At 70.7% G+C, this 21,587-nt stretch carries 17 protein-coding genes; 6 read left to right on the forward strand and 11 right to left on the reverse strand.

The annotated features are described in order from the left end of the window. Positions 1 to 72: 72 nt before the first annotated feature. Positions 73 to 459, reverse strand: coding sequence for a phage holin family protein (locus SM447_RS05940; protein WP_474571692.1), 387 nt, complete (start codon positions 457 to 459; stop codon positions 73 to 75). Continuing rightward, positions 447 to 2,348, reverse strand: a complete 1,902-nt coding sequence (eccE, locus tag SM447_RS05945; protein ID WP_474571693.1) for a type VII secretion protein EccE — start codon at positions 2,346 to 2,348, stop codon at positions 447 to 449. Before eccE ends, SM447_RS05940 begins: the two co-directional genes overlap by 13 nt. Before the next feature lie 238 nt (positions 2,349 to 2,586). On the opposite strand from eccE, the gene SM447_RS05950 reads away from it, so the two are divergent. Further along, the gene (locus SM447_RS05950; protein WP_474571899.1) at positions 2,587 to 2,907 is read left to right on the forward strand and encodes a WXG100 family type VII secretion target; all 321 of its coding nucleotides are present in this window, start codon (positions 2,587 to 2,589) and stop codon (positions 2,905 to 2,907) included. Positions 2,908 to 2,931: 24 nt separating this feature from the next. Beyond that, complete coding sequence (locus SM447_RS05955; RefSeq protein ID WP_474571694.1) at positions 2,932 to 3,225, forward strand: WXG100 family type VII secretion target; 294 nt, start codon at positions 2,932 to 2,934, stop codon at positions 3,223 to 3,225. Between the two features lie 39 nt (positions 3,226 to 3,264). Here the strand turns inward: SM447_RS05955 and mycP are convergent, their stop codons facing one another. Further along, positions 3,265 to 4,485 (reverse strand): type VII secretion-associated serine protease mycosin, encoded by a 1,221-nt coding sequence (mycP, locus tag SM447_RS05960; protein ID WP_474571695.1) that lies wholly within the window; start codon positions 4,483 to 4,485, stop codon positions 3,265 to 3,267. A gap of 152 nt (positions 4,486 to 4,637) precedes the next feature. Here mycP and SM447_RS05965 point away from each other — a divergent pair, with 152 nt between their 5' ends. Next, the gene (locus SM447_RS05965; RefSeq protein WP_474571696.1) at positions 4,638 to 7,565 is read left to right on the forward strand and encodes an SseB family protein; all 2,928 of its coding nucleotides are present in this window, start codon (positions 4,638 to 4,640) and stop codon (positions 7,563 to 7,565) included. Further along, positions 7,562 to 7,927 carry a hypothetical protein gene (locus SM447_RS05970; protein WP_474571697.1) on the forward strand — a complete coding sequence of 122 codons (366 nt, stop codon included), beginning with the start codon at positions 7,562 to 7,564 and terminating at the stop codon, positions 7,925 to 7,927. The genes SM447_RS05965 and SM447_RS05970 overlap by 4 nt, the downstream gene beginning before the upstream one ends. 15 nt (positions 7,928 to 7,942) lie before the next feature. Here SM447_RS05970 and SM447_RS05975 read toward each other — a convergent pair whose 3' ends face one another. The 4 genes from SM447_RS05975 to acs form a co-directional block, all read right to left on the reverse strand. Then, positions 7,943 to 8,875, reverse strand: coding sequence for an alpha/beta fold hydrolase (locus SM447_RS05975; protein WP_474571698.1), 933 nt, complete (start codon positions 8,873 to 8,875; stop codon positions 7,943 to 7,945). Positions 8,876 to 8,942: 67 nt separating this feature from the next. Beyond that, positions 8,943 to 9,419, reverse strand: a complete 477-nt coding sequence (locus SM447_RS05980) for a DUF5818 domain-containing protein (protein WP_474571699.1) — start codon at positions 9,417 to 9,419, stop codon at positions 8,943 to 8,945. 120 nt (positions 9,420 to 9,539) lie between these two features. After that, the gene (locus SM447_RS05985; protein WP_474571900.1) at positions 9,540 to 11,945 is read right to left on the reverse strand and encodes an immune inhibitor A domain-containing protein; all 2,406 of its coding nucleotides are present in this window, start codon (positions 11,943 to 11,945) and stop codon (positions 9,540 to 9,542) included. 265 nt (positions 11,946 to 12,210) lie between these two features. Further along, on the reverse strand, positions 12,211 to 14,205 hold the full coding sequence (gene acs / locus SM447_RS05990; protein WP_474571700.1) for an acetate--CoA ligase: 1,995 nt from the start codon (positions 14,203 to 14,205) through the stop codon (positions 12,211 to 12,213). A 385-nt stretch (positions 14,206 to 14,590) separates the two neighbouring features. On the opposite strand from acs, the gene SM447_RS05995 reads away from it, so the two are divergent. Next, positions 14,591 to 15,334 (forward strand): Fic family protein, encoded by a 744-nt coding sequence (locus SM447_RS05995; protein WP_474571701.1) that lies wholly within the window; start codon positions 14,591 to 14,593, stop codon positions 15,332 to 15,334. 75 nt (positions 15,335 to 15,409) lie between these two features. On the opposite strand, the gene SM447_RS06000 is transcribed toward SM447_RS05995, so the two are convergent. The 3 genes from SM447_RS06000 to SM447_RS06010 form a co-directional block, all read right to left on the reverse strand. Then, the gene (locus tag SM447_RS06000) at positions 15,410 to 16,216 is read right to left on the reverse strand and encodes an HAD family hydrolase (protein WP_474571702.1); all 807 of its coding nucleotides are present in this window, start codon (positions 16,214 to 16,216) and stop codon (positions 15,410 to 15,412) included. 353 nt (positions 16,217 to 16,569) lie between these two features. Beyond that, on the reverse strand, positions 16,570 to 17,841 hold the full coding sequence (locus SM447_RS06005; protein ID WP_474571703.1) for a tyrosine-type recombinase/integrase: 1,272 nt from the start codon (positions 17,839 to 17,841) through the stop codon (positions 16,570 to 16,572). Next, positions 17,841 to 18,113: a helix-turn-helix domain-containing protein gene (locus SM447_RS06010; protein WP_474571704.1), complete on the reverse strand. Its 273-nt coding sequence runs from the start codon at positions 18,111 to 18,113 to the stop codon at positions 17,841 to 17,843. Before SM447_RS06010 ends, SM447_RS06005 begins: the two co-directional genes overlap by 1 nt. Between SM447_RS06010 and SM447_RS06015 the strand changes: the two genes are divergently transcribed. Continuing rightward, positions 18,112 to 18,810: a hypothetical protein gene (locus SM447_RS06015; protein WP_474571705.1), complete on the forward strand. Its 699-nt coding sequence runs from the start codon at positions 18,112 to 18,114 to the stop codon at positions 18,808 to 18,810. The genes SM447_RS06010 and SM447_RS06015 overlap by 2 nt on opposite strands. A 548-nt stretch (positions 18,811 to 19,358) precedes the next feature. Here the strand turns inward: SM447_RS06015 and SM447_RS06020 are convergent. Continuing rightward, positions 19,359 to 21,581: a S8 family peptidase gene (locus SM447_RS06020; protein WP_474571706.1), complete on the reverse strand. Its 2,223-nt coding sequence runs from the start codon at positions 21,579 to 21,581 to the stop codon at positions 19,359 to 19,361. Positions 21,582 to 21,587 lie beyond the last annotated feature (6 nt).

Genomic DNA, 21,587 nt, shown 5'->3' on the forward strand with positions numbered 1-21,587 from the left:
GACCGTCCCCGAGCCCCGGCGGTCACCGGTGCGACGGTGACCGCCGGAGGGTGGCGGCGGGTGGAGAGAAGTTCAGTCGCGGTCGAGGATGGCGCCGAGGATCCAGGTGACGATGCCGACGAAGAGCGCACCCAGCACCGCCGCCGGCCAGAAGCCGTCGACGTCGAAGGGGAGCCCCACCTGGTCGGCGATCCAGCCGGTGAGCAGGAACAGCAGACCGTTCACCACCAGCGCGATCAGGCCGAGGGTGAGCAGGTAGAAGCCACAACCGACGGTCTTGATGATCGGCTGGAGCACCCCGTTGACCACACCGAAGATGATCGCGACGAGAACCAGCGTCAGTACCGTCTCGGAGACCGAGTCCGCGTTCAACGAGATGCCGGGAATGACAAGCGTGGCCAGCCAGAAGGCCACCGCCGTGGCGCCGACCCGGATCAGTAGACCTTTCAGAAAACCCATGGCGGGCATGGTGCCACGGCGGGCGCGCGGGCGGAACCCGCGAGATCAACCAGGTCGGCGGGGGCCGCCGCGCCGACGAGCTGCGCCTCGATCGGGGTGTGGGCGACCAGCACCCAGCGCAACGCCCGCCGGTTGATCACGGCGACCATGTCGTGCCGCATCCGGGTCAGCAACTCCGCGGCGTCGCCGAGACCCAGAGCGGTACCGGCGACCGTGGCCTCCGCCCGGCTGAGCGGCTGGAACACCGCCAGGTCGGCTCGGCTCAACGCGTCCGCGTCGGCCTGCGTCAGCTCGTCGCGAACCAGCAGTGTGGTCTGCCAGGCCATGCCGGGCCGCGGACCGGCCGGCGGTGGCGCGTCCAGCACCACGAGCACCGGCGACAGCGGCGTCGCGGGTTCATCCGCGACCGGCCGGCCCGGTGGGGTCAGCGGCACGGTCCCGCCCGGCCTGCCGGTGCCCCGGACGAACCGCTCCCAGGCGTGCGGCCGGAGCGTCTGGACGACCACCCGGGCACCGAGTGCCATCGCCCGCACGGCGACCAGTTGGGCGATGGGCACCCCACCGACGAGCATCAGCCGGGTGCTCTCCGGTCGGAACAACCGGAGGGTGACGGCCTGCCCGTGCCGGTTGGCACCGAGCATCAACCCCGCCGACCCGTACGGCAGCTCCAGCTTCACGTCCTCGGTGCAGGCGGGCGGTGGCGCCCCGGGCAGCGCCAACGGCAGCGTGCCGGCGAGCCCGGCCAACTGCCGGCCGTCGAGCCGCTCCACCGCCGCGCCCGTGGCGGCCACCGCCCGTCGCAGTTGCCGGGCGGCGTCGGACAGCTCCCCGGGCGTCGTCGCGGCGAGCCGTACGGTCAGCCCGTCGGCTGTCGGCCGCTGCGTCCCGCCGTGCAGCGACACCGTGACCGCGGTCGCCGGCAACCTGCGTATCCGGGCCACGAGCTGAGACATGCCGTCGCCGGCCGGCCATCGGCTCAACCGGAAGGTGCTCTGCAGCAGACCACCGCACCGGACCGCCTGCCAGGACTCCCGTACCGGCGGCCCGTCGTGATGGGCGAACTCGGCGAGCACCCGCCGGATCGGCTGCTCGCCCAGCGGTCGTACGGTCACCGGCCGCAGCCGTCGGACGATCCGGTGGACGGTACCCGCGAGGGCCTGCCGTAACGCCTCCTCCGGCCAGCCCGGCAGCCGGGCCACCCGTACCGCCAGCACCGCCCGCTCCCAGCCCGCCAGTCGCCCGTCGTTGAGCTGACGGTAGGAAGCGGTCGCCGCGCCGCCGCCGCTGCCGACCGCCGGTGCCGCCGTACCGGTCAGGAGGAGTTGGACACGTACGGGCGGTGCCTGGTCGGCCTCGACGGGGAGCAACGACCCGGGCCACGGCAGCGACTGCTCGCCGTTACCGAGCAGGTCGGCTGGATCGCCGATCTCCAGCAACGCCACCAGGCCGCCCGGGTCCTCGAGAACCGAGGCCGGGCCACCCGCCAGCTCGACGGGACGGACCTCGGCGTGCGGGTCCACCAGGCCGAGCAGGTCGACCGGCCCACCGCCGAGTCCGGTCGTCCGCCGTCGAGCCAGGTAGCCGACGCCGGTGACCAGCCATTCGTGCAGCCATCGCTGGCGGACGCGGCACCAGGTCAGGGCGAGCACGACCGCCCCCAGCAGCGCTGCGAGGACCGTCCCGAGGGATCCCCGGCCCGACACGGCGACGAGGGCCGCCGCCGTAACCTGCGTGCTGACGATCTGGCCGGCCCGGGGGCGGATCGGCCGCCACCGTCGGCCGTTCCGTCGCGGTGGCGGGTCGGGACGGATCCGGCGCCCGGGACCCGGCGGCGGGGCGGCGGAGCGGGCCTGGATGTCCGGGTGGGCCGGAAGGGAGGTCGTCGCCACCGGACCCTCCCTTGTCAATCACTCATCGCAACCTTGCCGCCGCCCATCGTAATTACCGGCGAGCGATCCCGTTGTCCACAGGGGAGCGCTGCGGGGTAGCAGAAACGCGATGGTGTCGCTACTGTCAGCGACGAGTTCTCGTTGGCCCATCCCGCGTCGTGCTCGCCCTCCGGCGTCGTGGGTGGTGCGTTTCCGCCGTAGGGCCAGCCACGATCGAGGAGACGAGGTGACGTCCGGGGTGTCCCAGACCCAGGCAGAGGCCGCGGTGATGCAGCAGACCGCGGCGAAGTTCGAGCAGACCGACCAGTCGTTGCAGTCGATGCTCAGTGGACTGTTGGCCCAGTTGGAGATCCTCCAGCAGGCCTGGCGCGGGGCTGGCGGTCGATCGTTCGAGCAGGTCAAACGGAAGTGGGCGGAGGACCAGGCCAGTCTGCAGCAGGCGCTGCGGGAGACGGCGGGCGCGATCCGCACCGCCGGCACGCGGTACGACGCGTCGGACACCGAGGCGGCCGCCCGGGTGGCCGCCACCAACCGCGGCGGCATCCAGCTGCCGCTCTAGGCCACGACCCAGGGGAGAAATCCGATGGAACACGGTGTGCTGGTCGTCAATTTCGCCGCGTTGCAGCAGGCCGGCGCGGACATCCAGCGGGCGTTGAACACACTGGACGCGCAGCTCGGTCAGTTGGAGCGTGACGCGGCGCCACTGGTCGCCAGTTGGTCCGGTGAGGCCCAGCAGGCGTACGAGCAGCGGCAGGCGCGGTGGCGCAACGCCTCGCAGGACCTTCAGGTGATGCTGCGCGACATCAAGCTCGCGGTGGACGAGTCCGCAGCCGACTATCTCGACACCGAGAAGCGCAACGCCGTCCTCTTCCAGTGAGCACGGACCCGGGGTGACGCCGGCCGGCAGCGGTCGGCGTCACCCCGCGTCGTCGTCACGGTCGGCCGGGCGCCACCGCCGTCGGATCCCCCGGGGCGCCAGCGCCGCGGCAAGTATCACGGCGGCCACCGTCGGCACCCCGACGCCGGCCAGTTGCAGGGCGTGGGCGCGGGCGGCAGCCCGACGTTCCTGCTGCGCCAGCAGCGCCGGATCGGGCCGGTCCTCGCCGATTCCGGTAACCGGCCGAGTGCGCCGTGTCACCGGGCCGGTCTCGGTCACCGCCCGGTACGGGTTGAGCACCCCCGCGCCGTACCCGCCGCCGGGTGCCGGATCGGTGGTGACGAGGATCCGCCGGATCACCTCGACCGCGTTGAGGTCGGGGCGGTACTGGCGCAGCAGGGCCGCAGTGGCGGCGACGAAGGGCGTGGCGTAGCTGGTCCCGTCGGCACGGTGGTGCCCCTGTCCGGGGGCGGCGATCAGCACGTCGACACCGGGGGCGACCAGGTCCACGTGGGCGCCGGTCTGCGAGAAGTCGGCCCGCACCCCGTCCGCGTCGACCGCGCCGACGCCGAGCACCCCGTCGTACGCCGCCGGGTAGGGGCGCCGCTCGTCGCCGCCGGAGAGGTTGCCGGCGGCCGCCACCACGACCACGTCCCGGCTGACCGCGTACGCCACCGCCGCGCGTACCGCCGGATGGTCCGCGTACAGCACGACGGAGAGGTTCATCACGGCGGCACCCTGGTCGACCGCCCAGCGGACCGCCCGCTCGAACTCCTGGGGCGACGCCGTGCGGCCCGTCCCGTGCCCGTCCACGACCTGCTGTTCACTGACCCGGACCGGCAGGATCCGGGCCTCGGGTGCCAGCCCGCGGAAGGCGGTCCCGTGGCGTGGCGTGGCGGCGATCACGCTCGCCACGCCGGTGCCGTGGCCGACACAGTCGAGGCTGCCGTCACCGTCAGGGTCGAGCAGGTCGATGCCGGCGAGCACCTGCCCGGCCAACTGGGGATGCCGTCGATCCACGCCCGAGTCGACCACCGCCACGACCACCCCCGCGCCGGTGGCCAGGGAAGCGAGTCGCTCCGGGGCGTACCGCTGCTGTGCCCACGGTGTCGCGGAGACCGGGCGGACCGGCGCGGGCGGCGACGCGCATCCCGGAGCGGCCCGAGCCGGCACCGACAGCAGCGCGACCGCCATGACCGGGGCGGCCACCAGGGTCGCGGCCAGACCCGCCAGGAGGGTACGCGGCGAGTGCCGGAACATCGACCGCCTCCGTATCGTGTCGACACCGGAACGGGATGTTATCGGTTGCTGGTGAACCGGACGTGCCACCGCCGGCCTGACATTGTGATCTTGCCATCACCTTGTAGGTTGTATCCGATACCTATGGCCTGTGCCCGGGAGGAGGGGTGGCCGTGACCGACTGGGAGCCGGCCACCGGGGCCGAGGCGGCGATGCGCGACGCGCTGGCCGGCAATGACCAGCAGCTTTACTTCCGGATTCTGTCCGGCGTCGAGCTGTTGCTGCCGGTTTCCGCACAGGCCGCCGCAGGGCGGACACCGGTGGGCTGGGGCACCTGGACCACCGGCGGCCGGACGCACGTGTTGGCGTTCACCTCCGCCGAGGCGATGCGGGCCTGTCTCGGCGAGCATGCCGGGCCCAGCCGACGCACCGGCTACGCCGAGCTCGCCGCGAGCTGGCCGAACCACGAGTGGTGGCTGGCGGTGAACCCGGGCCTGCCCATCGAGGGATACCTGCCCGCCTGGTACGTCTCCCAGTTGTCCCGAGGCGACGTCCGGCTGCCCGGGCGTACGGTGGGCGCCCGCGCGCGGCTCGAACGAGTGGAGGCGCTGAACCGGGCCCGCGAGGCTGGCCCGACGCCGCCCGCTCCGCCCCCGCCGGGCCGGACGACGCCGAGCGCACCACCCCAACCGCGATCGCCGGGCCCGGTCCGACCCAGCCCGCTCGCCCCGGCACCGCCGGTTGTGCCGGCGGCCTTCCAGCTTCCCGAGGTGCCCCCGGCGGCGTCGGGCACGACCGCCGCTCCGCACCGTCCGGAGCCCGCCGGCTGGGTGCCTGGCCGCCCGCCCCCGTCGCATCCCGAGAGCAACGGGGCAGAGCGTGCCGGGGCTGCCGAGAGCCAGCGACCGGGCGGTCTCGGTGGCGCCCGACCGGACGGTGCGGGTGGTCTGTCGCGCCGGCGGTCGACGCCGAGCCCGAGCGAGGAACCGGCGTCCGCCGCTCCGGGCTGGTCGACGGCACCGGAGCGGACCGGGCAACCGTCCAACGGTCGTCCGGCCGACGCCGGCATCGAGCAGGCCGGCCAGCGTTCCTTCTTCGAACCCGCGAACGGTCGTACGGCACATCGCGGTGACCGCCTGGCCGAGCGGGCGGCACCACCGTCCCGGTTCCGGGGTGGTCAGCCGTTCCCGCGGCGAGGGCCGGCCGGTGAGGCGCCGTCCGACGGGCAGAGCCGCGCCTTCGTGTTCAGCGAGAACGACCAGGCCACCAGGGCGCGGCCCGACGCGAACGCGGAGGCGACCCAGCCGCTCCCGTCGCCCGACGGACCGGTCCGGCCGCTGCGGGTCAGCACCCCCGCCGGCTGGGCGGCACCGGGCGGCGGTGACCCGACGGCAGGCAACGGTGGTGATCCGACGGAGGCACTGCCCCGCCGCCGGTCGACGGAGGAGCAGCCGACGTCGGTGGCCGAGCCGGTTTCCGCTCCACCCGCGCCGCGCCGCGGTTTCACGCCGATCGTCATCGAGGGCACCATCATCGAGGCCCGTGACCTGACGCTGACCAACGGCGTCGCGCAAGGCCAGCAGCCGCGCCAGGCCGGCGGCGAAGGGTCGCCGGACGGCGGAGCGGACCACGCGACACGAGCCGCCACCCCCTTGGCACGTCCGGTACCGGAGGAGGCCGCGGTGTCGGCCCCGCCCGTGCCGTCACCGGAGCCGACGGTGCGCATCACGGCCCCCGACCCCGAGCCGACGGTGCGCTTTCCGACTCCCCAGCCAGAGCCGACGGTGTTGGGATCCGGGCCGACCGGGGCGGCTTCGTCAGCGACGCCCGAGACCACCGTCCCGGTCCGGACGGTGACCCCCGAGCCGACCGTCCCGGTTCCGCCGGTCGCCCCCGAGCCGGCTGGCCAACCCTCGACAGCGGCGACGGAGGCCGACGCCGGCACGGCGGCGCAGCCCGCGTCCGTACCGGTGACGAAGACGCCCTCGATGTTCGAGCCGGCCTCGACCGCGCAGACGGCGACCGCGCCGACCGAGACGCCCGCCTCCACCGCGCCGTCGTCGGCGGCTCCACCGGCTGACCCGGCCGGATCGTCGGCTCCCGGCGCGACCGCATCCGCCGCCGTCCCGCCCTTCCAGCCGGCCAATGAGGTGGAGGAGGACCTGTACGGTGCGGCGGGCGCCGGCAGCACGGACACCTTCCTGTCCACCTTGCTGCTGGCCCGGGTTCTCATGCCGGTCGCGGCCGACTCCGCCCCGGGCAGCCGCCCGGGTGACCCGGGATTCGTCTGGCCGACCGTGCAACTGGACGGGCAGACCTTCGTGCTGGCCTACACCTCCCCGCAGCGACTCGCCGACCACGCCGATCCGGCGGCCGAGACGGTGCAGGTGCGGTTCGTCCAGTTGATCCGCAGATGGCCGGACACCTCGTGGTCGTTCGCGATCAACCCCGGCACACCGGTCGGCGCGAAGCTGCCCGGCGAGCAGATCGTGCAGTTGGCGAACTGGGCGGCCGAACTCGGGCTCGGCGACGACGCCGAGGGTGAGCCCGATCCGGCCGCCGAGGCGCCGGCACCGGCGAGCAGCCCATGGCAGGCGGCACCGGCGGCCGACCTGGCCCGGCCGATCGTGATGCAGAAGGCGATCGCCCCGAGCCAGCTCGGCTACTACCTGGAACGCGGCTACGACCGGGTCTCCGGGTTCGTCCACCGGGCGAGCGAGCTGGCGCACCTCACCACGCCGGCCGCCCTCTACCAGGCGCTCGGCCTCAACCACCCCGAGTCGCCCTTCGCGGCGGACGCCGAGCAGATCTACGTGCTCAGGTGGCCGGCTTACCGGCCGAGCCTCTACCGGATCCCGTACGGCGGGCAGAACGAGGCGGCCATGCGAGCGATGGAGGGTTGGGTCATCGAACGGCCTCCGTTCCGGGGCAACGGCTTCGCGCCCGGCGAAGGCAGTGACGTGCTGGCCGAGTTCAAGGTGGACAGCGTACGACTGCCGCACGGCGCCCAGCTGGTACGCATCGACGCCTCGGGCACCGAGCGGCTGATCGCCGTTCTCGACACCGACACGCCCTCCTGGCAAGAGGTCGGTGAGCCGTGATACGTGACGGCTACGTGGCGCGCTGGCGCGGGCGGGAGTACCAGGCCAGCCCCGACGGCGGCGACGTCCGGCTGTACCAGCCGGAGGCGGGCGAGGGGTTCACCGAGGTGCGTCCCGGCCGGCACGTCCGGGTGGTCCCGGCCAAGGAGATCGAGGAACTGGCGTACGTCCGGACGACCTGCACCTGGAAGGGGCAGCCGTTCATCGTGCTGGCCGAGCACGACGGGTGGCTGCGGGTCGAGTACACGGGCGGCCGCTGGCCGGTCGCGCAGGCGATGCGGCTGGAGGCCTTCGACTTCGGCGTCTACCAGGGGTGGGCACCGGCCGGCGAGGTCACCGACGTACGCGAGCAGCGGGTCTGAAACCGACCGGCCGGGTCAGGACTTCGCCCACCGGAGAATCTCGCCGAGCACCAGGTCCGGCGCCTCCAGGTGCGGGAAGTGACCGACGTCGTCGAGCAGCCGCCACTCGTACGGCCCGCTGACGTAACGCCCCGATCCCTGGGCGGTGCGCGGCAACGACGCCAGGTCCCGGGCGCCGTGCAGTTGCAGGGTGGGAGCGGCCAGCGGGCGCTGCATCAGCTTCACGAACCGGTAGCCGTGCAGCCGCAGTACCGATCGGAACGCCCATCGGTAACCCTCCAGCGCGCAGAAGGCGGCCTGTGGGATCCGCATGGCCTCCCGGTAACGCCGCGCGTAGTCGGCGAAGTCCTGGCCGGCCACCCAGCGGTGGCCGCCCCAGCGGCGCAGGATCTCCTGCACCGCCCGGCCGTCATCCCGGGTGAGGAGATGTTCGTACCGGGGCAACTGGAACTTCAGCGCGGGTGTCGACGCGGCGAACTGCCCGCGCGGGTCGGCGAAGATGGCGGCGCGTAGCCGAAGCGGGTGCGGGGCACCGAGCACCACCAGGCGGCGCACCAGGTTGGGGTGGAACGACGCAGCCGTCCAGGCGATCATCCCGCCGGCACCGGTCCCCACCACGGTGGCCGAGCGTTCGCCCAGGGCGCGGATCAGCCCGGCGACGTCGGCAGCGAGGGTGTAGCCGTCGTACCCCCGGGGTGGCTTGTCGCTGGCGCCGTAACCGCGCAGGTCCATGGCGACGGCGCGGAAGCCGGCGTCGGCGACCGCCGGCAGCATCCGGTGCCACGCCCACCAGTACTCGGGAAAGCCGTGCAGGAAGAGCACCATCGGACCGGTGCCCGCCTCCACGACGTGGAAGCGGCTGCCGTTGGCACCCACGAACCGGTGCGTCCACGGCCCCTCGGTGAGCACGCAGGACTCGTCGACGGCATCGCCACGCTGCTCGGTCATGACCGACAGCCTAGGCCCCTGGTGCCGGTCACCCGACCGGGCGCTGTCGGCGGACGCCGCCGCTCGGTCACCCGACCGGGCTCATCTTGAGGATGCTGAGCTGGATTCCCGGGCCGCAGTCCACCTCGGCCGTCGCGGGTGCGGTGGTGACCCGCACCCACGTGCCGGTGACGAAGGTGCCCTTGTCGACACCGTGCAACGCGTACTCCCGGCCGTCGTCGGTGACCAGCGTGTAGCAGGGGCCGCTGCCGCCACGGCTGAGCCGGCCGGCGAGGACGTTCGTCTTGCGCAGCTCGGTGGGTTGGCTCGGCGGTGCCGTCGGGGTGCCGATCAGCGGTGGTTCGGTGGGCGACAGGGTTCTGCCGGTGCGTCCGACGGGAGGCTGCGCGGTGACGCCGTCAGCGGAGTCAGCCGGCGTACTGCCGGCCGTGGCGGGGCTCTGGTCGGCGGTCACGGCGCCTCCGTCCGGCTCGCCGCATCCGGCCAGGACCAGCAGCGTGGCGAGGCAGGCCGCCGGCGCTCGGGTGCGGATGGTGGTGGGCACGAGGGTACGACGTGACCACGGTCGCGCCGGTTCCCGGCGGACCCGGGTCCGTGACCGTGTCAGACGGGTGATGCCCCGTGCAGGTGACCTGCCCGGGGCATCACGTCGCGGTTCAGTGGCTCAGGAGAAACGGACCTTGGTGTAGATGCCGTCCTGCTCCAGCACCTTGATCTTGGTGCCGGTGGCCGGAAGCTTGACGCCGTGGTTCGGCAGCTCCGGGAACCAGTACTGCTTGGTGTCGTCGAACAGCGGCTGCGCGGCCTGCCCGCGGATGTACTGCGGCTGGCTGTTGAGGTGCAGCGTGAACGAGTCCGCCTTCTTCAGGCTGAACGGCGCGTCGTAGACCTGGATGCGGGCCCGCCAGGGCTGCCCGGTCAGGTTGTAGATCGGCCGGGGGTGGGCGTCGATGATCAGGTTCCGGCCCTCGCCCGGGTGCGCGAACGTGTCATTGTCCGCCCACCGGGTGTTCCAGTACGAGATCAGCAGACCCTCCTGGTACGGGTAGTGGTCCACGTAGTCCGGCTTGGTGTTCGCGTACCCGAAGAAGTAGGGGCCGGTCTTGAGGTACTTGTCGTAGGAGATGTACTGCCGGGTGCCCGCGATGTAGTAGTTCGCGAAGCTCCGGGTGTAGCTCTCCTCGACCACCTCGAACCCGCCGGCCAACGTCCAGCCGTCCGCACCGGACTCGGCGCCGTCGGTGAAGACCGTCTCGCCGTCGGCGGTCAGGGTGACCGCGTCGCCGAAGAAGCCGCCCTCGGAGACACCACCGTCGGTCTGGTAGCGCAACCGGAAGCCGACGCTGCCACCGGCCACCTGGTCCAGCGGGATCTCGATGTCGACCCACTCGTCGTCGGAGCTGCCGTCCAGGGCGAACCGGCCGGGGGAGATCTCCTTCAACGGCCGGCCGTCCACGGTGCCGGGCTGCGACGTCCAGCTCTGCCCGCCGTCGACGGAGGTCTCGAAGAAGAGGTAGTCGTAGTCTGCCTCGATGCTGTAGCGGCCCTTCATCGACAGGGTCGCCGACGACTTCCCGGTCAGGTCGAGCGTCCGGGTCATCGTGCTGTTCAGATCGTCGGCGTTGCCCGAGAAGAACTGCTTGTCACCCTCGAACGGCGCACCGTTGTCGAAGGTGTACTCCCGCTCGGGCAGCACCACCACGGCGGCCTGGGCCTCCTTGGTGTTGTACTCCTGGGGTCCGAGGGTCAGCGTCCGCTTCTGCCCGGCGACGATCACCTCGTAGTCGAGCCAGCCGAGCTGGAGCTTGTTCCAGGCGCCCAGGTCGCCGCCGCGCTCGCCGATGCCACCGTCGTTCTTGGCGCCGAGGCGGCTCTGGGCCATCAGCGTCCAGTGCTCGTTGTTGTTGTCCCCGCCGCTGATGACGTTGTAGTCGTCCGGCAGGCCCAGGTCGTGCGCGTATTCGTGGTAGAAGACGCTGCGACCGCCGTTCTCCGGCTGGATGGTGTAGTCACCGATCCAGACGCCGGTGCTGCCGATCTGGGTGCCGCCCGCCGGGAAGTTCGCCGGCCCGGTGCGGCCCTGGTCGGAGGCGTACGCGTACCAGCGGTGGCTCCAGATGGCGTCCTCGCCCTGGATCGGGTCGCCGTCGGCCATGTCGCCACCGGCGTGCACGATCTGGAAGTGGTCGATGTAGCCGTCGGGCTCGTTGAAATCGCCGTCACCGTCGTGGTCGTAACGGTCCCACTGGTCCATCGCCCGCACGTCGGCGGCGATCTCCTCGTCGGTCCGCCCGGCCGCCTTCTGGTCGGCGACCCACTGGTTGGCCGCGTCACGCACCAGTGCCCAGACGTTGTTGCAGACGATCCCGTCGCACGGGTAGCCGCTGGAGCGGCCGTAGCGGGCCTCGTTGTACCGGACCTTGACCCAGTCGGTGACCACACCGTCGACGCTGTACCGGCCCGAGGACTGGGCCTCGTAGTACTGCTTCAACGACTCGTCGCCGGGGCCGGTGCCGAAGTAGAGCTTCCGGTAGTGCTCGGCGTCGTAGTCCGCCTGCCAGACGGTGGAGTTGTCCACCCGCCGGTCCGGCTCGGGGATCTCGTTGCGCAGCGGCCCGTCGAACTTGGTCGGGCCGGGGATGTCCGGGTCGGTGTCCTGGTCGGGGTAGTCCGGGTGCCGGTCGTTGCCGAACTCGGCGAGGATCACGAAGATCCGGTCGGTCTGTTCCCGGGACAGCTCGACGTACTGCTTCTCGGTGGGTCCCTTGCCGCCCTTGGTGGCCTTGGCGTTGCGACCGGCCTTACCGCCTCGGACGGCTCGCTCGCCGACCTTGACCACCGTGCTGCCGTTGATCCGTTCCGCCTTGGCGCGGCCCGAGAGCACCTCGCTGAGGCCCTCCTGACGCAGGGCGCGACGCTTGGCCTCCAGCGGGTTCGGCAGGTCGTGTTCGGCGTGGGCGGGCTCCGCGCTCGACGGGGCGGCCGCCGGTGTCTCCGTCTGCGGCGCGGCGGCGGCGGATGCGCCGACCGCCAGTCCCGATGCCGTCAACGAGAGCCCGAGCAGACCCACTGCGATTTTCCGCACGTGGTACCTCCGGATTGAGGGAACCGGCCCGTCGGGGGTTGTGGGCCGGTGAAAAAGGCCCCCGTGAATGGGGCCACTGGTGAACCTAGGCACTGCTGGGGCTGGTGTGAAGAGCCGGGCCGAGATTTGTTGCAGATTATTGTTGGGACGCGTTTTCACTGTCACATCTCGACGTGGTGTGGCGCGCCCGGGCATGACGAAGGGTGGCGGTCCGCTGTCGGACCGCCACCCTTCGGGCGTACGCCTGTCGTCAGTCCTCGTCGGAGCTGCCGCCGCCCATGCCGGAGGCGATCAGGTCCATCACGGACGAGTCCTGCAACGTGGTCACGTCACCCAGCGAACGGTTCTCCGCCACGTCGCGCAGCAGCCGACGCATGATCTTGCCCGACCGGGTCTTCGGCAGCTCCGGCACCAGCATGATCTGCCGGGGCTTGGCGATCGGACCGAGCGTCTTCGCCACGTGGTTGCGCAGGTCGGCGATGAGCTGCTCACCGGCCTCGCCGGAGATCTCGGTGCTGCCCCGGGGGATGGCGAACGCGACGATCGCCTGCCCGGTGGTCGGGTCGGTGGCGCCGACCACCGCCGCCTCGGCCACCGACGGGTGCGACACCAGCGCCGACTCCACCTCGGTGGTGGAAATGTTGTGCCCCGACACCAGCATCACGTCGTCGACGCGACCGAGCAGCCAGATGTGCCCGTCGTCGTCCTTCTTGGCGCCGTCACCGGCGAAGTAGATCCACGGGCCGGTGCCGTCGCCGCCGGCACCCGCGCCGAACCGGGACCAGTACGTCTCGATGAACCGGTTGTCGTCACCCCAGATGGTGCGAAGCATCGACGGCCACGGCTCACGCAGCACCAGGTAGCCACCGCCGCCGTTGGGCACCGACTGGCCCTGGTCGTCCACCACGTCGGCGACGATGCCCGGCAGGGGCGTCATGGCCGAACCCGGCTTGGCGGCGGTCACGCCGGGCAGCGGCGAGATCATCATGCTGCCGGTCTCGGTCTGCCACCAGGTGTCCACGATGGGCAGTTCGCCGTGACCCACGTGCTGCCTGTACCACATCCAGGCCTCGGGGTTGATGGGTTCGCCGACGCTACCGAGCAGCCGCAGCGAGGAGAGGTTGTACTCGGCCGGGATCTCCTCGCCCCACTTCATCATGGTGCGGATCAGCGTCGGCGCCGTGTAGAGGATGGTCACCCGGTACCGGTCGACGATCTCCCAGAAGCGGCCCTTGTGCGGGGTGTCCGGGGTGCCCTCGTACATCACCTGGGTCACGCCGTTGGAGAGCGGGCCGTACACGATGTAGGAGTGGCCGGTCACCCAGCCGATGTCCGCCGTGCACCAGTAGACGTCGGACTCCGGCTTGAGGTCGAAGACCGCGTGCGAGGTGTACGCCGCCTGGGTCAGGTAGCCGCCGGTGGTGTGCAGGATGCCCTTCGGACGGGCGGTGGTGCCGCTGGTGTAGAGGATGAAGAGCGGGTGCTCGGCGTCGAACGGCTGTGCGGTGTGCTCGGCCGACGCCTGCTCCACCGTCTCGTGCCACCAGTGGTCCCGCTCCGTCCAGCCGACCTCCTCGCCGGTGCGGCGGACCACCAGGACGTGCTCGACCGACGGGCAGTTCGCCACCGCCTCGTCCACGGTCGGCTTCAGCGCCGACGGCTTACCGCGTCGGTAGCCGCCGTCGGCGGTGATCACGACCTTGGCCGTCGCGTCCTGGATCCGGTTGGTCAGCGCGTCGGCGGAGAAGCCGCCGAAGACCACGCTGTGCGTGGCGCCGATCCGGGCACAGGCCAGCATCGCGACCGCGGCCTCCGGGATCATCGGCAGGTAGATCGCCACCCGGTCACCGGCCGTCACCCCGAGGTCGGTGAGCGCGTTCGCCGCCTGGCAGGTCATCCGGTGCAGGTCGGCGTACGTGATGGTGCGGCTGTCCCCGGGCTCGCCCTCCCAGTGGATCGCCACCTTGTCGCCCCGGCCGGCCTCGACGTGCCGGTCGAGACAGTTGTACGCCACGTTCAGCTGCCCGCCGACGAACCACTTCGCGAACGGCGGCCGGGACCAGTCCAGCACCTGGTCCCACTGCTTGGCCCAGACCAGCCGGGCGGCCTGACGCTCCCAGAAGGCGAGCCGGTCGGCCTCGGCCTCGGCGTACGCGTCAGCGGTGACGTTGGCGTCAGCGGCGAGTTCGGCCGGCGGCGGGAACTGGCGCGTCTCGTTCAGCAGATTGGCCAATGCCTCGCTCATGCCGGCACTCCGCTTCGCTTCGTGCCGTCATGAGACACCAGCGCGCTGCGTTGATGATTCGCTCGCTGCCGCTCGCTCATGCGGTGACTCCTCGTCGCTCGGGTGACCTGGGTCTCTCCCGGGCAGGTTAGTCGCGGCGGTCGAGCCAGGCGACCGATCCCCGGCCGGCCCGTCGCCCAACGGCCCCTCCCACGCGCCGAGGTGCAAGGAAGGGCCCCCTGTTAACACTGCGCAGGTCGGTGGTGCGCGTCGCCTACCGGTGGTGCGCGCCGCCTTCCGGTGGTGCGCGCCGCCTTCCGGTGGTGCGCGCCGCCTTCCGGTGGTGCGGGTCGCGTTGCCGGCCACTCCCGCCCGGTCCAGCCGGCCCGGTCGCTAGCGTGACGGGGTGACCGCCGACCCGCTCGCGCCGCTACTCGAACTCGCCGACGTCGCCGACGCCGTCGAGCGCGCCCGTACCCGATTCGACCAGGCGCTCGGGCACCGTGCGCTACGCCGCCACGGCGGGCAGGTCGCCGCCGAGGTGAGTCTGCGCTCCGCGGTGGCCAGCGCCGCGCTGGAGGGCCGCCACCACGAGCGGGAGGCGGTCCGCGCCGGCACCGTCACCGAACCGGTGCTCCAGGGCGCGCTACGCGTGGCCGGGGCCCTGCCCGGGCTCAGCGAACTCTGGCCGAAGGCGCCCCGGCAGGTGCTGGCGAAGCTGCACGTGCTCGCCGCCCGCGAGGTGGTCGCCGAGGCCGAGCTGGGTCGCCCGATCGACGACCCGGTGGTCGCCGCCCGTCTCGACGGGCTGGCCGGACTGGTGGCCGGTGGCACCCGGGTCACTCCGCTGGTGCTGGCCGCCGTCGTACACGGTGAACTGCTCAACCTGCGTCCGTTCGCCGGCCCCTCCGGCGTGGTGGCCCGGGGCGCCGCCCGCCTGGTGCTGCTCTCCACCGGGTTCGACCCGCGCGGCCTGCTCGCCGTCGACGTCGGGCACCGCGAGCGTGAGCCGGAGTACGTCGGCGCGGCCGGCGCCTTCGCCACCGGCACGCCCGACGGGCTGCGATCCTGGCTCCGTCACTACATGTCCGCCATCGAGATCGGCGCCGACCAGCTCACCGCGATCGGCGACGAGGTGCTGACCACCTGATCGGAGCCGGACCGGCCCGCGATGGCGGTGCCGGCGGAAGGGGCCACACCTCCGGCGGCCGGGGTGCGGCCGGGATCAGGCCGGCGAGGCGCTGGCGCGGGTGCGGCGGTGCCGGCCGTACCAGGCGATGCCGATCGCGACCCCGACACCCACGCCGAGCGCGGCCGCGGCGACCGGGACGGCTGGCCGCTCCCGCAGCCGCCGGCCCAGCGGCACCGGATGCCGGAACTCCAACACCGGCCAGGCGTTCTCGACCGCCAACCGGCGTAGCTGCCGGTCCGGGTTGACCACGGTCGGATGACCCACACACTCCAGCAGGGGACGGTCGCTGTACGAGTCGGAGTAGGCGTACGAGTCGGCCAGGTCGTAGCCCCGGACGGCGGCGAGTTCGCTGACCGCCTCGACCTTGCTGGGACCGGCGGCGTAGAACTCCACCTCACCGCTGTACCGGCCGTCGACCACGCCCATCCGGGTGGCGATCACGTCGGTGACCCCGAGCAGCGCGCCGATGGGACGCACCATCTCCTCGCCCGAGGCGGAGACCAGCACCACATCCCGACCGGCGGCCTGGTGCTCCTCGATCAGGGCGGCGGCCTCCGCGTACACGTAAGGGTTGATCAGCTCGTGCAGCGTCTCCGCGACGATCTGGCGGACCTGCTCCACCTGCCACCCCTTGCAGAGAGTGGCCAGATAGTCGCGGGTTCGGGCCATGGTCTGCTCGTCGGTGCCGCCCAGCCGGAACATCAGCTGCGCGTACGCCGACTTGACGACGTCACGCCGAGTGATCAGGCCGTCCCGGTAGAACGGCCTGCCGAACGCCAGCGCGCTCGACTTGGCGATGACGGTCTTGTCCAGATCAAAGAAAGCGGCACTTCGGCCCACGGCGCGAAAGTGTAGCCCGATGGTCTATCGTCGGCGGGTGCCCGGGGCCTGAACAGCGCTCGGACCTGCGGGCCGCCCCCCACGCGCCTGCGAACAGTGACTGCGGTCACACTCTGCGAACAGGATTTCGCAGGGAGTGGAGGCTACACCACTCGACGTACACAGGTCCGCTCAGGCAGACTTGTTCACAGCACGAGCATTCATATCTCGTACAACCGGCAGACCCTCGGCGGTTGCACCCCCCGTGACCGCTGAGCGGGTTCGGCTCGACCCCCCCGGAGCCGAACCTCCGACGACCCCCGTCTCCCCCCGACGGGGGTCGTCCCTTTCCCCGGTAGGCGCTCCACCGCAGGTCACAGGTCATCCCCGCTCCCGTCGGTGGCCTCATCCTGCGGCGTTTCCGGGGTCAGAGGCAGCAGATAGGCAGCAGAGCCGTCGAAGGCAGCTAGGACGCGGGCGGCGTAGTCGTCCGGGGTGTGGGTGTAGCGGTTGAGCGTGGTGGATGCCTGCTCGTGGCCCATCACCCGCTGCACCAGGTTGATCGGCACGCCGTCGGTGACCAGCCAGGTGGCGTATGCGTGCCGCAGGTCGTGGAACCGCATCCCGCCGACTGCCTTGGCTGCGACACAGGCGACCGCTTCGCGCTCGGTGGTGAACTCCGCCGACCACTCGATGCCTTCCCGGTCGGGCCAGAGCGCCCGGTACCGGTGCGGGCCGGCGTTGACGACCTGGCCGAGCAGGCCGGCGCGGACCAGCGAGGGCAGCCAGACCCGGCGGCGGAAGTTCGACCGGCGCAGCGGCCGACCGACCCGGTCGCGGAAGACGAGCGTGCGCGGGTCCGGGTTGTCGGCGGCGGCGTGCAGCCGACGTAGCGCGTCGACGAGGAATCCGGGCAGCGGCACGGTCCGCACTCCGGCGCGACTCTTCGGGTACGGGCGCAGCACGATTCCGCCGTGGGTCTCCTCGGCGACCTGGACGACGCGCAGCGATGCCCGGTCGAGGTCGACCGACGACCAGGTGAGCCCGGCGCACTCGCCCCAGCGGAGCCCGGCTCCGGCGGCAGCGCAGACGATTGCCCGGTGGCGAGGCGGCACGGCCGGCAGCAGCTTGCCGAAGAAGTCTTCCCGGCTGATCGTGACCGGCTTGACGTCGCGGGACCGGTCCCGAGGCAGCTTCACACCCTCTGCCGGGTTGACCGCGATCAGCCGCGCCTGCACGGCGGTGCGGAGGATCATCGAGAGCAGCTGGTAGCACTTGGCCACGGTGGCGGGAGCGAGGTCGCGACCGAGCCCGGTTATCCACTCCTGCACCGACATGAAGTCGACTTTCCCGAGTGGCCAGTCACCCCACTTGGGTAGGACATGCGCCCGCAGCAGCGACACGGTCCGCTCCGTGGTGCGTGCCTCGACTGAGCGGGTAGCGAGCCACTGCTGAGCAAAGTCACCGAAGCGGGTACGCCCGGCGTGCGGGTTGACGTAGGTGCCCCGATTGAGGCTGCCTTCGACCTCCACCAGGTAGGCGTTGGCCTCCCGCTTCGTACGGAAACTCTTCGACTTCTGCTGACCGGCAGGATCGCGCCAGCAGGCACGGAAGGTGCCGGCCGGGGTCTTACGCACGAAGCCCATCAGCGCCCCCGATGGTGCTCGGTGCCGGTGGCGGCGGGTTGCTCGGCGACGCCGTCAAGCCAGGCATGGAAGCGGGTGCGGGGAATCAACCAGCGGCCACCCAGGCGGGTCGCCGGGATGGTGCCGTCGCGGACGAGGGCGTACGTGCTGCCAAGCGAGATGCCCAGCAGCTTGGCGACCTCGCGCACGGTGTAGGTGACCGGCTCGACGACGGTCGTCCCGCTACGAGGGACGAGCCGGACGACCGGAGCCGGGCGGGCGGTGGTGCTCATGACGGACACCGGCTGCGTCCACGGCGTTGCGTGGTACGCCGCCAAGCTTGGATCCACCATCACCGGCCTTGCCGTCGACGAGGGCAGGAAGCTCGGTGACGTCCTGACCGATGCCATCGGGATTACTGCACGGATGCATCCTGAGTGCGACCTGCACCACCCCGGCACTCCGTCAGCAACCACCGCGCTGATCCGGCTCACCGAAGACTCATTGCAGTACCTCGTGCTCGGTGACACGACGGTAATCGTGGAGACCACCGACGGCATCGAGGTCATCAACGACGACCGCGTCGACACGACCGCCCGGACGGAACGCGCTGAGGCCAACCGGTACCCGTTCGGCTCCGCGCAGAAGCAGGCCGCCCTGTTGCGGATGAAGCACGCCGAGCTGGCGCTGAGGAACCAACCCGGAGGATTCTGGGTCGCCGCGGCTGACCCCACCGTCGTCACGCACGCCCTCACCGGACACGTCCCGCTGACCGCAGTCCGACGGCTAGCGGTACTGACCGACGGTGCCGCACGACTGGTCACGATGTTCGACCTCCTCGACTGGCAAGGAGTGCTCGACGTCCTGGACCAGCACGGCCCGACCGAGCTGATCCGTCGGGTCCGAGCGATCGAGGCAGCCGACCCAACCGGCACCAAGTGGCCCCGCAACAAGGGCAGCGACGACGCAACGGCGGTCTACGCGCACTGACCGGCCGCCTGCCGGCAATGTGGTTCAAACTTTCTGTACGTCTTCAAGGCGGCCCTGAACGGGCCGCACGCGCCGCCGCCTGGGCGCGCGTCCGTCGCTCCGCTGGCGCTCCGACTCCGGCCACGCAACACGCCCGGCGGCTGGCGCGGAGAGCGGGTAGCCCGGTGGCCGCCGCATGACGACAGCAGCGTTGACCGGGTTGTGGTGGGCCGGCAGCCGGCCGGGCCGCGCGGCCACGAGCCCGCGCGGCGCAGGACAACGGACGCCGGCCGCGTCGGCGAGCTGGCGGCGGTCGCGGGGTTGCGGTTACTGCGCCTCCGGCGGGGGCGCTCCGGCTCCAGGATGGCCCGGGTCTGTCGGCGGGTTACGGTCCGTCGGTGGTTGCGGTAGGCCACCCCGCCTGCCATCGACCCGGGCAAGCCGAGCAGACCACCGCCCGACCCGCCAGCGTCCGAACCTGTGTCAAGGTCCGCTTGACATGGCGGGCCGGGCGGAGGCCCGCTCCCCGAATGGGCGGGTCGACGGCAGACGGGATGGCTTGGGCGCGCCTACGGAATCTGAACCGGAATCTCGACTACAGGTTGGAGTGGCTCCAGGACGGTGCCGTACTCCCTAAGCACCTGATCGTAAATCTGGGGGTCATTCCTATTGGTAACGGTGACCACGATCGCATATCGGACTGGGTCCGGACTGGCGGCGACTCCGCCACCCTCGCGCGGCACGTAGTGTATATCGAACGAGGGCTGGAAGAGTGACGTACCTCGGAATCTCTGACTCCTATGAAGAACCGTTTCCCACTTGTGCCCTCGCGAGCGCAGTTCGTTCTCCGAGGTGTAATCTTCGCGCTTGAAAAAGGGGGCCGATTTGGGCACTGTCCCATTACGACCGAAACGCTGAGCGTGCGGGCGAAAGGTGACGTCAAGTCCTGCGCGCGTATAGCTTCCTGGATCTTGCGGGTCAGTCTTAGTGGCATAGCAGATCGTTGCCGTAACGAATGTATCACCGCGCAGTTGCTCTGCCGGAAGAGGTATGGGAACCCGCAGTACCTGCGATGGCACCAGAGAGCCCTGATACACGACTCGAACGGAGCCTTCGGGACAGACGACTAGCGAAGAGACATCGTCGCCACAGCGGCCCCAACCGGTTTGTGCTGGACCGTCATCATGTCTCTCGGCTGTGTGAATCAGGAGCGTCTTGAGCGCCAGTGCACCGAGTTGCCGGCCGAAGTGGGCTCTAACACCCATAGCGAGCCGGAGCGCGGCAGGGCTCGCGAAGCTAGTGCCGAGTGTCGGCGCAGGGTCAGGAGCGTCGCTGAGGTAGGTGAAGAAGGGCTCTTGCGCACAGCCCCCGAATGCCATGACATCTGGCTTCACGATTCCAGGCCGGCGGCCAGGTCCAACGCAGCTATAGCTTGCTCTTGCCCAACCTGCCCGACTGCTGTCAGCCGCTCCAACGCTCAGAGCATTAACAGCATCGCTAGGTACCTGGATTCGGGCGTTGCCAGAAGCATGATCCAGTTCGCCGTCGTTCCCCACTGCGACCGTGGCAAGTACGTTGCCAGAGGCAAGGTGCTCATCCAGAACAGCAGTCCAGGTGTGCACCTCGTCGTCTTCAATCGGTCCAGAGGGGCCGAGGCTTAGATTAACGAACTCGTACTTGCCTCGCGCAAGAATCGCGTTTATGCGCTGGAGAACGTCATACAGCTCTACATCGATAACGCCGCTCTCGCGGTCCAGCACCCTATGGTTGTGTACCATCCCAAAAGGGCGAGGCGCAGGTTCGCCGGGCACGAGAGAGCCGAAAAGCGTGGCAGAGGTTACTTGGGTGCCGTGCTGGACGTAATCCGGTTCGGCCTGTAGGAGATCTGGACTCTCGATGCCCGAAGACCACCTTGACAGAACGCTGTCTTTCGCCAACCCGCCGTCGAGGACTGCCGCCACCAGCTCCGGGTCAACGGGATCTTCCTCCGGAGGAGGACAAGGCGCACCGGCTACCGACCGGACCGACCGCTCGATCGGGTGAACGACGCGAAGGCGAGGAATGGGACGTACGACTCGCAAGAAGGAGAACTGGGCTAATCTTGAAAGCGCTTGCGGGGTAGCCGTGATCGGTAGATAGCAGAGTCCGCCTGCGTAAAGCACCCGTGCTAGGTCTGCTTCGGCGCCAATCGCTAGGGCGTATTCCTCAAACGCCTCAGCTACATATCGCGGAGACTGAAGGCCAAACCCATGGAGAACAGCCTCGTACACCCGCTCGCGACCTTGCTTAAGGCTCCCAACACGTATACGGTCATCTTGGTCCGGACTTCGTACAACTTCTATGCGTCTAATTTCGACCGCTGCGGGTTCGTCCGGATTTATGCTGCGGACAAGCCGCGCCCATTCCTCGAAGTCGTCTCTCTGTCCCGCAACATATAACTCGTTGGTGGGCATACGCTCGTTCCCCTCAGACTTGGAGACCGAGGGGACCACAGTGACAGGCCTGCTGCCGACGGCGCGAAGGCCGAAGCTCCCAAGAAGGCTTCTAGGGAAATACGATTTGGCGGTAAAGCTTGGGTGCATCGTGATGATGCCGACAGCTTGGTTTCCCGGACACGCGATCCTGGGCAGGTTTGAGAGCTCAGTAGCAGTCCGGTCGATCTCCGGTGCAAGCCTGTCTAGTGCCTCCGCGAGCGTGTATGGGAGTTCCGCTGCCCCGCCCCGTGGTGGTCGAGCAACGGGACCAGCGAGTCTCTCCCCATGCCCCAGTAGGAATCGAGGCTCCTCTGGCACTCTGCC

It is taken from the genome of Micromonospora aridisoli, from assembly GCF_056150025.1.